Annotated in this window: 13 protein-coding genes; 8 read left to right on the top strand and 5 right to left on the bottom strand. The window is 68.0% G+C overall.

Annotated elements, in window-relative coordinates; translation table 11 throughout:
- Positions 1-92: 92 nt before the first annotated feature.
- A complete protein-coding gene (locus tag ABIC50_RS16865) occupies positions 93-1,034 on the bottom strand; it encodes a helix-turn-helix transcriptional regulator (RefSeq protein ID WP_354165578.1) in 942 nt (313 codons plus the stop codon).
- Between the two features lie 218 nt (positions 1,035-1,252).
- On the opposite strand from ABIC50_RS16865, the gene ABIC50_RS16870 reads away from it, so the two are divergent.
- Genes ABIC50_RS16870 through ABIC50_RS16885 form a run of 4 tightly spaced genes read left to right on the top strand, consistent with a single transcriptional unit; the run spans position 1,253 to position 5,395 of the window.
- Positions 1,253-2,893 carry a (2,3-dihydroxybenzoyl)adenylate synthase gene (locus ABIC50_RS16870; protein WP_354165580.1) on the top strand — a complete coding sequence of 547 codons (1,641 nt, stop codon included), beginning with the start codon at positions 1,253-1,255 and terminating at the stop codon, positions 2,891-2,893.
- The gene (locus ABIC50_RS16875; RefSeq protein WP_354165582.1) at positions 2,890-3,663 is read left to right on the top strand and encodes a thioesterase II family protein; all 774 of its coding nucleotides are present in this window, start codon (positions 2,890-2,892) and stop codon (positions 3,661-3,663) included. Before ABIC50_RS16870 ends, ABIC50_RS16875 begins: the two co-directional genes overlap by 4 nt.
- A complete protein-coding gene (locus tag ABIC50_RS16880; protein WP_229081567.1) occupies positions 3,660-3,965 on the top strand; it encodes an isochorismate lyase in 306 nt (101 codons plus the stop codon). Before ABIC50_RS16875 ends, ABIC50_RS16880 begins: the two co-directional genes overlap by 4 nt.
- Complete coding sequence (locus ABIC50_RS16885; RefSeq protein WP_354165585.1) at positions 3,962-5,395, top strand: isochorismate synthase; 1,434 nt, start codon at positions 3,962-3,964, stop codon at positions 5,393-5,395. The genes ABIC50_RS16880 and ABIC50_RS16885 overlap by 4 nt, the downstream gene beginning before the upstream one ends.
- A 13-nt stretch (positions 5,396-5,408) precedes the next feature.
- Here the strand turns inward: ABIC50_RS16885 and ABIC50_RS16890 are convergent, their stop codons facing one another.
- A complete protein-coding gene (locus ABIC50_RS16890; RefSeq protein ID WP_354165587.1) occupies positions 5,409-6,293 on the bottom strand; it encodes a LysR family transcriptional regulator in 885 nt (294 codons plus the stop codon).
- Between the two features lie 76 nt (positions 6,294-6,369).
- Between ABIC50_RS16890 and ABIC50_RS16895 the strand changes: the two genes are divergently transcribed.
- Positions 6,370-7,671 (top strand): aspartate aminotransferase family protein, encoded by a 1,302-nt coding sequence (locus tag ABIC50_RS16895; RefSeq protein WP_354165589.1) that lies wholly within the window; start codon positions 6,370-6,372, stop codon positions 7,669-7,671.
- Positions 7,672-7,745: 74 nt separating this feature from the next.
- Here ABIC50_RS16895 and ABIC50_RS16900 read toward each other — a convergent pair whose 3' ends face one another.
- Positions 7,746-8,495: an SDR family oxidoreductase gene (locus ABIC50_RS16900; protein WP_354165592.1), complete on the bottom strand. Its 750-nt coding sequence runs from the start codon at positions 8,493-8,495 to the stop codon at positions 7,746-7,748.
- Positions 8,496-8,540: 45 nt separating this feature from the next.
- Here ABIC50_RS16900 and ABIC50_RS16905 point away from each other — a divergent pair, with 45 nt between their 5' ends.
- The 3 genes from ABIC50_RS16905 to ABIC50_RS16915 all read left to right on the top strand — a co-directional run bounded on the left by ABIC50_RS16905 (position 8,541) and on the right by ABIC50_RS16915 (position 10,904).
- The gene (locus ABIC50_RS16905; RefSeq protein ID WP_354165594.1) at positions 8,541-9,518 is read left to right on the top strand and encodes an AraC family transcriptional regulator; all 978 of its coding nucleotides are present in this window, start codon (positions 8,541-8,543) and stop codon (positions 9,516-9,518) included.
- Between the two features lie 73 nt (positions 9,519-9,591).
- Positions 9,592-10,452 carry an AraC family transcriptional regulator gene (locus ABIC50_RS16910; RefSeq protein ID WP_354165596.1) on the top strand — a complete coding sequence of 287 codons (861 nt, stop codon included), beginning with the start codon at positions 9,592-9,594 and terminating at the stop codon, positions 10,450-10,452.
- A 44-nt stretch (positions 10,453-10,496) separates the two neighbouring features.
- Entirely contained in the window at positions 10,497-10,904 is a 408-nt protein-coding gene (locus ABIC50_RS16915) for a DUF2000 domain-containing protein (RefSeq protein ID WP_138849408.1), read from the top strand.
- Between the two features lie 40 nt (positions 10,905-10,944).
- On the opposite strand, the gene ABIC50_RS16920 is transcribed toward ABIC50_RS16915, so the two are convergent.
- Both ABIC50_RS16920 and ABIC50_RS16925 read right to left on the bottom strand, forming a co-directional pair.
- Positions 10,945-11,391: a hypothetical protein gene (locus tag ABIC50_RS16920; protein WP_012366666.1), complete on the bottom strand. Its 447-nt coding sequence runs from the start codon at positions 11,389-11,391 to the stop codon at positions 10,945-10,947.
- A complete protein-coding gene (locus tag ABIC50_RS16925; protein ID WP_354165598.1) occupies positions 11,363-11,962 on the bottom strand; it encodes a nucleotidyltransferase domain-containing protein in 600 nt (199 codons plus the stop codon). Before ABIC50_RS16925 ends, ABIC50_RS16920 begins: the two co-directional genes overlap by 29 nt.
- Positions 11,963-12,032 lie beyond the last annotated feature (70 nt).

Genomic DNA, 12,032 nt, shown 5'->3' on the forward strand with positions numbered 1-12,032 from the left:
GGTCCGCGCGGCGGCGGCCACCTGTGAATGAGAATCTATCTCATTCACGCCCATGAGCCCGATCGATTCCTTTAGGCTGCCGGTCAGTTTTTTTAGATCGCCGTGCCCGCCAGTTCGTCGCTGTCGATCGCAGTGGGCGACACGCGGATATCGCTCGGCGAAATGCCGTAGCGCTTGCGGAACGCGATCGAAAAATGCGCGGGGCTGTAGCCGACGCGGTATGCGACGGTCGACACGTTCGCATCCTCCGCACACAGCATCGCGTGCGCGGTCTGCAGCCGGTATTCCTGCAGATACGCGTACACGCTCGTGCCGAACACCTTGCGGAAGCCGGCCGTCAGCTTGCGCGAATTCATCCCGACGCGGCTCGCGAGCGCATCGAGCGTCGGCGGATGCTGGAGCTCGCGCGTCAGGATGTCGCTCGCCGCATACACGCGCTCGACATCCGACGACGTGACGCGCACGTCGGCCGGCGCGGATTGCCGCTGCGTGGCGAGCAACTGCGCACTCAGCGCGGTCAACTCGAACGCCTTCGCCTTCAGGTAGTACTCGCGCACCGCCCCCTCGAACGGACAGGTGGCGATCTGCACGGCAAGCGCCTGCAGCGCCTTCGACGCCGGGCAACTGACGATGCGCGGATCACCGCCCGTCGGCGCGAGCAGCTTCTCCGGCAGCAGGTTCAGGTTGCGGTCGAGCGCGTCGAGACCGAGCTGCACGATCGTGTAGCGCAGCGGCACATCGCGGTCGTAGATCTGGTGCGTCGTGAATTCGCCGTCGTTGGCGATCACGCACAGGCCCGGCCCCTTGATGCATTGCTCGGGCTGGCCCGGCACGCGGCAACGCAGTTGCCCGCTCTGCACGAGGACGAGCTTCAGCCCTTTTTCGAGTGGCTCCTCGTACCAGTCGCGGCTATCCGAGCACAGCGTGCCGCTCATGAGTTTCATGCCCGCGTCGATATGCACGACGCCCGGATGATTGCCGGGCACGAGCACCGGCGGATGACGTCGTGGCGAAGCGAAGGAGGTCGATCTCATCGGAGGTCCGTTGGTTAGGCGGCACGCGCGGACCGGCGCGCGCCGGCGGCAACCGGCCGATTGTCCGGCCGGACCGGGCGGGCGCCGCGCGACCGGCGCCCGATCGAACGAAATTGCCGCGGTATCGAAAGAAACGTCGCTATCGCAGCACCTGTTTGCAAATGATAATACCTCTCATTTACATTTTCTGACAACGTGCCGGAACCCAAGGTCAGCACATGCAATCCTCCCCTTTCTCCGTGCCGGCCGACGCGCCGGACTGGCCCGACGACTTCGCGCGCCGCTACCGTGACGCCGGCTACTGGCAGGACACGACGTTCTTCGACGCGCTCGACGCGTGCGCGCAGCGCCATCCCGACGCGCTCGCCATCGTCGACGGCGCCTGCCGGCTCGTCTATCGCGATCTGCTGGCGCGCATTCGCCGCCTCGCGGGCGGCCTCGCGCGCCTCGGACTCACGCGCGGCGACGCGGTCGTCGTCCAGTTGCCGAACGGCGCGCGCTTCATCGAGACGTGCTTCGCGCTGTTCCAGCTCGGCGTGCGGCCGGTGCTCGCGCTGCCCGCGCACCGTCATTACGAGATCGGCGCGTTCTGCCGCTTCGCCGGTGCGCGTGCGTACCTCGGCGCGTCGTCACTCGGCGATTTCGACTGCCGGCCGCTCGCGGCCGCATTGCAGGCCGACTGCCCGACGCTCGAGCACATCGTGATGGCGGGCGACGATCACGCGTTCACGTCGTTCGACGCGTTGTACGACGCGCCGCCCGTGCACGACTGCGCAGCACGCGCCGACGACATCGCGTGCTTCCAGCTGTCGGGCGGCACGACCGGCACACCGAAGCTGATTCCGCGCCGCCATCGCGAGTACCTGTACAACGTGCGTGCGTGCAGCGCCGCGAGCGGTTTCGATGCCGACACCGTCTATCTCGCCGCGTTGCCGATGGCGCACAACTTCACGCTGTGCTGCCCGGGCACGATCGGCGCGCTGCTCGCGGGCGGCCGCGTGGTGACGACCGCGCGGCCCGAGCCCGACCAGAGCTTCGCGCTGATTGCGCAGGAACGCGTCACGCATACCGCGCTCGTGCCGCCGCTCGCGCTGCTGTGGCTCGACGAGCAGCCGCAACGGCAGGCCGACCTGTCGAGCCTGCGCGTGCTGCAGGTGGGTGGCGCGCGGCTGATGGACCACGCGGCCGCACGCGTGACGCCCGTGCTCGGCTGCCGGCTGCAGCAGGTGTTCGGCATGGCCGAAGGGCTCATCTGCTGCACGCGGCTCGACGATGCGCCCGAGCGCATCGCGCACACGCAGGGCCGCCCGGTGTCGGACGGCGACGAAGTGCGCATCGTCGACGAAGCCGGCGCACCGGTCGCGCCCGGCGAAATCGGCGAACTGCAGGTACGCGGCCCGTACACGATACGCGGCTACTACCGGCTCGCGGAGCACGACGCGACGGCGTTCACCGCCGACGGCTTCTACCGCAGCGGCGACCGCGTGCGCCGCACAGTGGATGGCGACCTCGTCGTCGAAGGGCGCGACAAGGACCAGATCAACCGCGGCGGCGAGAAGGTCTCCGCTGAGGAAGTGGAGAACCTGTTGCTCGCGCATCCGCAGGTGCACGACGCGGCGGTCGTCGCGATGCCCGACCCGATGCTCGGCGAGCGGACCTGCGCGTTCGTCGTCGCACGCGTCCCTGCCCCGTCCAGACTGGTGCTGAAACGCTACCTGCGCGACTGCGGGCTCGCGGCCTTCAAGATCCCCGATCGCATCGAGTTCATGCCGCGCTTTCCGGAAACCGGCATCGGCAAGACCAGCAAGAAATCGCTGCGCGACCTGCTGCGCCGCCAGTTGCTGGCGGCCGCCGCATGAGCGCGCGCCCGACCGATTCGAACTGGATTCGCGAGCTGCGGCTGTCGCCGTGCCCGCGCGCGCAGCTCGTCTGCTTTCCGCATGCGGGCGGCACCGCGAATTTCTTTCGTGGCTGGAGCCGGGCGCTGCCGTGGGACGTCGATCTGCTCGCGCTGCAGTATCCCGGCCGCGAGGAACGCTTCGGCGAGCCGTGCCTGCCATCGATCGACGCGCTCGCCGGCCCCGCCGCCGACGCGCTGCAACGCTATGCACACGCGCCGCTCGTGCTGTTCGGGCACAGCCTCGGCGCGGCGCTCGCGTACGAGGTCGCCGTGCGGCTCGAGGCGCGCGGCGCCGCGCCGCTCTACGTGGCCGTGTCCGCGCTGCCGCCACCGCATCGCCAGCGCCCGTCGGATCTGCACCTGCAATCCGACGACGCGCTCGCCGGCGATGTCGCCCGGCTGTCCGGCGAGCACGCCGCGCTGCTGGCCGATCCCGAAATGCGCGCGATCTACCTGCCGATGATCCGCCACGACTACCGCGCGATCGAAACGTATCGGCGCGACCGCCCACCGCCCATCGATGCGCCGCTCGGCGTGATGCTGCCACTCGCCGATACCGAGCTCGACAACGACGAGGCGCATGCATGGCAGGACGTCGCGACGCGCCCGATCCGCGTCGAGACGTTCAACGGCGATCACTTCTACCTGCGGCACCAATACCCGGCGGTGATCGCACATCTGGTCGAACGGATCGACCAATCCCTTCGTTACGGAAAGGAGTACACATGAAAACACCGGACGCCTGCACGGGGCTTCCCGACATTCGTGAAGCCATCGATCGTCTGGACGCCGACATCATCGACGCGCTCGGCCGGCGCATGCAGTACGTGAAAGCGGCGTCGCGCTTCAAGCCGAACGAAGCGAGCATCGCCGCGCCGGAGCGGGTGGCCGCGATGCTGCCCGACCGGCGTCGCTGGGCCGAACAGGCCGGGGTCGATGCCGACTACGTCGAAACGCTGTTCGCGCAGCTCATCGCGTGGTACATCACGCAGCAAACGCAACACTGGCGACAACAGCGGGGGCTCGCATGAACGTCGGCCTTCCGCTGCTGCACGATACGTTCGCGCGTGCGGCCCGCCGTGCCGCCGCCACCGGCACGCCGACGCTTGCGTCGGTCTCGGTGCCGCTGCGCCCGCTCGACTTCTTCGACCTGATCGCTGCCTGGGACGACGGCGTCACGCCGTGGTGCTTCCACGAAGCCGGCGATGCATCCGTCACGCTGTACGGCTGGGATTGCGCACTCGAGCTGAGCGCCGCCGGCGATTCGCGCTTCGCGCAGATCGATGCGCGCTGGCGCACGCTCGTGCGTGATGCGATCACGGCCGGCCCGCAACCGCCGCGCCTGGTCGGCGGCTTCCGGTTCGATTCACACGGCCCGCGCAGCGCGCACTGGGCGCCGTTCGCCGATGCGAGCATGACGCTGGCGCGGCTGCTGATCGTGCGCGAAGGCGATGCGCACTGGGCCGTCTGTCAGCAGGTCGTCGCTGCCCACGACGATCCGGCCGCGCTCGCGCATGCGTGTCTTGCGCGGATCGAGTCGCTCGGTACGCTCGCAACGGCAGCGGAAGACGATGCGCCGTCCCTGCTGCACACGCAGGCGCTGCAGGCGCGCGAATGGCAGCACGAAGTCCGTCGGGCGGTGGAGGCGATTCACGACGGCACGTTCGGCAAGGTCGTGCTCGCCCGCGACGTACTCGAACAGTACGCGCGGCCCGTCGCGATCGCGCCGCTGCTGCGCCGGCTGCGGCGGCGCGACGCGCACGCGCACCTGTTCGCGGTTCGTCGCGCAGGGGCATGCTTCGTCGGCGCCACGCCGGAACGGCTCGCGCGTGTCGCGGCCGGCAGCGTGCGCACGCATGCGCTGGCCGGCACGATGCGGCGCGGCGCCACGCCCGACGACGATCGCGCACTCGGCGCCGCGTTGATGGCCTCCGCGAAGGAACGGCTCGAACATGCGCTCGTCGTCGACGCCATCCGTGCCGCGCTGGCGCCGCTGTCGCGCGCACTCGACGTGCCGGACCAACCGTCGCTGCACCGGTTGCCGAAACTTCAGCACCTGAGCACGCCGATCCGCGCGACGCTGAATGCGGGGGCAACGCTGTTGCAGGTCGTCGCGGCGCTGCACCCGACGCCTGCGGTGGCCGGCCATCCGCGCGCACCGGCGCTCGACCATATCCGCGCACATGAAGGCTTCGACCGCGGCTGGTATGCAGCGCCGGTCGGCTGGATCGATGCGCACGGCAACGGCGATTTCATCGTCGCGCTGCGCTCGGCGCTCGTCGCGGGCGGTGCGTGCCGGCTGTTCGCAGGCTGCGGCATCGTCGCCGATTCGGAACCGGTCAACGAATATCAGGAAACCGAACTGAAGCTGTCGGGGATGCGGGCGGCGATCCGCATGCGCGATGCGGCGGCGGATACGTCCGGCCGCACGCGGATGTCGGCGTCGTCGACGGCCGACTGACTCGCGTCGATCGTCAAAGCAGCGGCAGCGTTTGCCGAATATGCTCCGCAAACGCAGCCGTCAGATGCGACGGCCGCTTCCGGTCGAAGCGCAGCGTAATGCCCACCGCCGGCAGCGGCGGCAGCCCGCGATCGCCGGCGAGGATCGCCAGATCGGCCGGCACCGCCGTCTGCGTCATCACCGCGAACGCCTGCCCCGAACGCACCAGGGCGATCAGCCCGGCAAGGCTGCTGCTCGCATACGCGACGCGATAGTCGCGGCCGGGCCGGTTCAGCGTGTCGCAGGCCGCGATGTGGTCGAGCGTATCGGGATCGGAAAGCGCGAGCGGCAACGGATCGAACTGCGCGGCATCGAGGCCCGGATAGCCGATCCAGACCAGTTGCTCGCGACGGATGATGTCGCCCGTCGCGCCATCATCCGGCACGGAAATCATCGCCAGATCCACTGCGCGCTTCTCCAACTGCTCGACGAGCCGCGGCGTCGGCCCGCACACGACCTCGACGATCGCCTGCGGATGCTGGCTCGAAAACTGCCGCAACAGCGACGGCAGCCACACTTGGGCGTAATCGTCCGGGCAGCCGAACCGGATCGTCCCCGACAGCCCCGTGCCGCACAGATCAGCCATCGCCTCATCATGCTGCCGCAGGATCCGCTGCGCATGCACGAGCAGCCGCTCGCCGGGGTGCGTCAGCAGCACGCCGCGGCCGGTGCGCTGGAATAGCGGCTGGTCGACGCTTTCCTCGAGCCTGCGCATCTGCTGGCTGAGCGCGGACTGCGTGCGGCCGACCCGCGCCGCCGCACGGCTGAGCGAGCGCACCTCGGCGATGACGACGAACGAGCGCAGCAGGTCGATTTCGAGCAAACGTCCCAAGGTATTAGCTCCGTTTCTACCTTGCATAAGAACTATTCGTTTCCATAAAACCAGACCGGCGCCTAGACTGCAAGCGATCCTTGGCCCTGTCCGGAGAAGCCCGATGTCCCTGAACGACGACGCCACCTTCTGGCACAACGCCAGGCAGCACTTGATCCGCTACGGCGGCACGTTCGAGCCGATGATCATCGAGCGCGCGCAAGGCAGCTTCGTCTACGACGCCGACGGCCGCGCGATTCTCGATTTCACGTCGGGCCAGATGAGCGCGGTGCTCGGCCACAGCCATCCGGAGATCGTCTCCGTCATCGGCGAATACGCGGGCAAGCTCGATCACCTGTTCAGCGGGATGCTGTCGCGCCCGGTCGTCGATCTCGCGACGCGCCTCGCCGACATCACGCCGCCCGGCCTCGATCGCGCGCTGCTGCTGAGCACCGGCGCGGAATCGAACGAAGCGGCGATCCGGATGGCGAAGCTCGTCACCGGCAAGTACGAGATCGTCGGCTTCGCGCAGTCGTGGCACGGGATGACGGGCGCGGCGGCGTCCGCCACGTACAGCGCCGGCCGCAGGGGTGTCGGCCCGGCCGCCGTCGGCTCGTTCGCGATTCCGGCGCCGTTCACGTACCGGCCGCGCTTCGAGCGCGGCGGCACGTACGACTATCTCGCCGAACTCGACTACGCATTCGACCTGATCGATCGCCAGTCGAGCGGCAACCTCGCCGCGTTCATCGCGGAGCCGATCCTCAGCTCGGGCGGCATCATCGAATTGCCGGAAGGCTACATGGCGGCGCTCAAGCGCAAGTGCGAGGCGCGCGGGATGCTGCTGATTCTCGACGAAGCGCAAACCGGCGTCGGGCGCACCGGCACGATGTTCGCGTGCCAGCGCGACGGCGTGACGCCCGACATCCTCACGCTGTCGAAGACGCTCGGCGCGGGGCTGCCGCTCGCGGCCGTCGTCACGTCCGCGCAAATCGAGGAGCGCGCGCACGAACTGGGCTACCTGTTCTATACGACGCACGTGTCGGATCCATTGCCGGCCGCGGTCGGCCTGCGCGTGCTCGACGTGGTGCAGCGCGACGGCCTCGTCCAGCGCGCGAACGTGATGGGCGACCGGCTGCGGCGCGGGCTGCTCGATCTGATGGAGCGCTTCGACTGCATCGGCGACGTGCGCGGACGCGGGCTGCTGCTCGGCGTCGAGATCGTCAAGGATCGCCGGACGAAGGAGCCGGCGGACGGGTTCGGCGCGAAGATCACGCGCGAGTGCATGAAGCTCGGGCTCAGCATGAACATCGTGCAGTTGCCCGGCATGGGCGGCGTGTTCCGGATCGCGCCGCCGCTGACCGTCAGCGACGAAGAGATCGATCTCGGCCTGTCGCTGCTGGAGCAGGCGATCGCACGCGCGCTGTAACGCCCCGCCCTACCGCGCACGCGCCGCCGCGCCGGTTCGAATGGCCGGCGCGACGGCTCGTGGTGTGCGGTCGATCAATGCGCTTCGGCCGCCCACGCTTCGGCATCGGCGCCGGCCGGGATGCGCATCGGGCACGACGGATCGGTCGCCGCACGCCACACGGCTTCGGCGACGTCCCGCGCATGGGTAATCGGCGCGGATTCGTCGACCATGCGCCTGAAGGCCCCCGCCGCAAACTCCGCATAAGCCTCGTGCTCGAAGCCGTGCATGTGCACGCGCGCGTTGTCGGCGAAACGGGTGTCCGGTGCACGGCCCGGTAGCACGAGACGCGCGCGCACGCCGAACGGTTCGAGTTCGAGCGCCATCGATTCGGTGTACGCATTGACCGCCGCCTTGCTGGCGCGATAGGCGGCGACCAGCGGCAGCACCTTCAGCGTGACGCTCGACGTGACGTTCACGACAACGCCGGCCCCGCGCCGGCGCAACTGCGGCAGCACGGCTTCCGTCACCGCGATCGTGCCGATCGTGTTGGTCTCGAACAGCGCGCGCACGGTGTCGAGCGGCATCAGTTCGGCCGGCGCGGCCGCGCCGAAACCCGCATTGTTGACGAGTACGTCGATCGGGCCGGCAGCGTCGATCGCCGCGCGGATGCTGTCGGGGTTGGTGACATCGAGCGGCAGCACGCGCAGGTGCTCCGACGGCGGCAGGACGTCGTCGCGCGGCGTGCGCATCGTCGCGACGACCTGCCAGTCGCGGGCCAGGAAATGACGGGCGATCTCGAGGCCGAAGCCGGAGGAACAGCCAGTGATCAATACGGTCTTCATGCGAACTCACTCCTGTGACGTGTTGGGCATGTGTCCGTACGATAGATGGCCGCATCCGTATTCGCTACAATCGAAGATCCGATTTTCTTTTGCGAGAGTCCGGCGATGATCGATCCGCTGGCCGAGGTCGTGACGCTGCTGCAGCCGAGCACGCGGTATTCCAAACTCGTTCACGGCGCGAGCCCCTGGCGCATCAGCCGGACGGTCGCCGGCGAGCCGTTCTATTGCGTGGTCCTGGAGGGCGGGTGCCGGGTCGCGATCGACGGGCATCCGCCGATCGCGCTGCTGCCCGGCGATTTCGTGCTGATTCCGGCGGCCTACGGCGTCGCGATAACCAGTCTCGAACTGCCGCCGCCGGGCGTCGAAACGGCTGCGCCGGTCGTGCTCGACAACGGCGAATACCGGATCGGCGACGCGGGCCGCCCCGTCGACGCGCGCATGATGGCCGGCCACTGCAGCTTCAGTTCGCCCGACGCGGCGCTGCTGGTGTCGCTGCTGCCGCAATACGTGCACGTGCGCGGCGAACCGCGCCTCACCACGCTCGTGCAACTGGTGCGCGACGAAACGCGTGCGCAGCGGCCGGCGCGCGAACTCGTGCTGTCGCGCCTCGTGGAAGTGCTGCTGATCGAGGCCTTGCGGTTTTCGGCAGACACGGGCACATCGCCCGGCCTCGTGCGCGGTCTCGCCGACAGCCGGCTCGCCGCCGCGATCCGCGGGATGCACGAACGCCCCGCGCACCCGTGGACGGTCATCGAGCTCGCGAAGGAAGCGGCGCTGTCGCGTTCGACCTTCTTCGAACGCTTCAGCCGCGCGGTCGGCGTCGCGCCGATGGAATACCTGCTCACCTGGCGCATGGCGCTCGCAAAAAACCTGCTGCGCCGCGACGAGGGGCGCATCGCGGAGATCGCCGGGCGCGTCGGCTACAGTTCCGCGAGCACCTTCAGCGTCGCGTTCACGCGGCACGTGGGCCGGCCGCCCGCGCAATATGCGCGCGACGAACGCGCGGCGGCGAGCGACGCATGACCGGCACCCGCCACCGCCATCCCGCGACCTGCGTACACTACCGGTCACGCAACGACGACGCGCGAGGCACGCGATGACGACAGCGGCAAACAATCTCGACACGCGCGACCACTGGCTCGTCGCGCGACGCGATGCGGAAACCGGCATCGAAAGCCTGCACGCGCATTTCAACGGCCATGCGTACGATGCGCACGATCACGACGACATGCTGGTCGGCTTCACCGAACAGGGCGTGCAGCGTTTCCAGTGCCACCGTTCGCTGCATACGAGCGTGCCGGGCCGCGCGATCCTGATCGAACCCGGCGCGATGCATGACGGCCATGCGCCCGAAGCGGGCGGCTTCACCTACGGGATGCTGTACCTGCCGCAAGCCTGGGTCGAACGCGCGGCGCGCCGGCTGGACCTGCCGGGCCTCGGCAGCGTCGAAGCCGCGTTCGGCCATACACTCGTCGACGATCGCGGCCTCGTCGATGCGATCCGGGATGCATTTCTCGCGATCCACGGCAACGAAGGCCGGCTTGCGCGCGACCAGACGCTCGACCGCCTGCTGACGCGGCTCGGCGGCGAACTGCGGGGCGCCCCGCTCGCGCTGGAAAGCAGCGTCGTGCCGCCGGCGATCGCGCGCGTGCGCGATCTGCTGCATGCGCACATGGATGGCAATCTCGGCCTCGACGAGCTGGCCGGCGCCGCGGGGATCGACCGGTTCCGCTTGACGCGGCTGTTCCAGCGCGCGTACGGCACGTCGCCGCACGCGTACCTGGTGCGCTTGCGGCTGCGCGCCGCGCGCCGGCTGCTGGCGGCCGGCCGCACGCCCGCCGAGGCGGCCGCGGACGTCGGCTTCGCCGACCAGAGCCACCTGGGCCGCTGGTTCCGCCGCGCATACCGGATCACGCCGGCCGCGTACCGGCAACTGTGCACAAACGTTCCAGACTGAGCACGCGCGACATCCGATCATGCGTGCTTCAACGAGGAGCAATCATGATCGATACCAAGGTAGCGCTGATCGTGCGCGACGATCTCGCGGCATGGCAGAAACTCAATGTCGTCGCGTTTCTCGCGACAGGCGTCGCGGCCGAAGCACCCGACGCGCTCGGCGAGCCTTACGAGGATGCGGCGGGCCGCCGCTACGGACGCATGCTGGGCCAGCCGATGCTGGTGTTCGCGTCCGACTTGAACGGGCTACAGGCCGCACACCGGCAGGCGCTGTCGCGCGAGCTGACGATCGTGCCGTACGTGCATGCGATGTTTTCGACCGGGCACGATGCAGCCAACCGCGAAGTGTTTCGCGCCGGGGATGCGGAGAATCTGGATCTGGTCGGGCTGGCGCTGCACGGACCGAAGAAGGCCGTGGACAAGGCCGTGAAGGGGCTGGCGTTGCATGCGTGACGCACCATCGTTTCGAGCCGACGATTCCACACTGTAACGGCTACTGCGCGCCCACCAACTCCGGCTTGTTCCCGTCCAACCACGCCTTTACATCAATCAGGAGCGCCGTCGCGCTATCGAAACACTCACGGACCGCGGACGCCTGAACCACATCCCCGGAGTAATCGGACAGATTGCGCTGCTTGCGCAGCGCGTCGAGTACGATCATGCGCTCGACCGGCAAACCGATTGTCTGCGGAAGTGTCTGGATCGCCGTCTGGTGGTGCCCCGGCCGACTCGTCAATGTACGAAAGCCGTTCGCGTGCAACGCCAGCATGGCGAGTTGCATGATCGCCTTATAAGCCGCATCAAAGCGGTTTTCGTTGCTCAATCCCGCGAGTTGCGCATCCGCGAGATTTCGTTCCGCTGCGGCCAGCAAGCGTGTCGCTTGGTCTCGGTCTGGCCGGACCGCATCGAGGCTAACGCCGAGCAAGTTCTGCAAGGTCATGGTCGCTACCAATCAAGAAAATCTTGGGTTTTCCAAGCACGTCCTGCAAAAATGCGTCCTGCCCGGCGACGCCATCACGAAACTCGTCTGGCGACAGCACCTTGGGGTTGATGTCTCGCCCCAATCTCGTCTGTGCGTCGTAAAGCAGCCGAACCACCGTTGCAAAGCCAACCGAGCCGATCACCATCACATCGACGTCACTATCCGCCGTCTCTTGGCCACGCGCGACGGAACCGAACACGAACGCCACACTGATTTGCTCGGCGCAGGGCAATAACGATTCGGATAACACATCACCCATACCCGAGGTCTTTCGCATGATCGAAGCCAGTTCCTCGTAGATCGGACAACTTCGATTGGCGCGATAGAGCACCTGATTACCTTGCCGATTCCTGCTCAGGATGCCGGCTTCTGCCAGCTTGCTCAGTTCCTTGTGCAACGTCCCGGGCGTCGTGCCCGTCAAACGAGCGATTTCACGGACGTGCAACGCCTGCTCGGGCCGCAACAGAAGCAGGCCCAGCGCGCGGCGCCGATAGTCACCAAATAGGGTCGAGGCAATGGATCGTAGCATGATTGGCTACGATTGTAGCCGAATTAGCCACAAGGTATAGTGCGTGTCGCCGATTTTGTACCGATTCGGA

It is taken from the genome of Burkholderia sp. 567, from assembly GCF_040545115.1.
GTDB classification, from domain to species: domain Bacteria; phylum Pseudomonadota; class Gammaproteobacteria; order Burkholderiales; family Burkholderiaceae; genus Burkholderia; species Burkholderia ambifaria.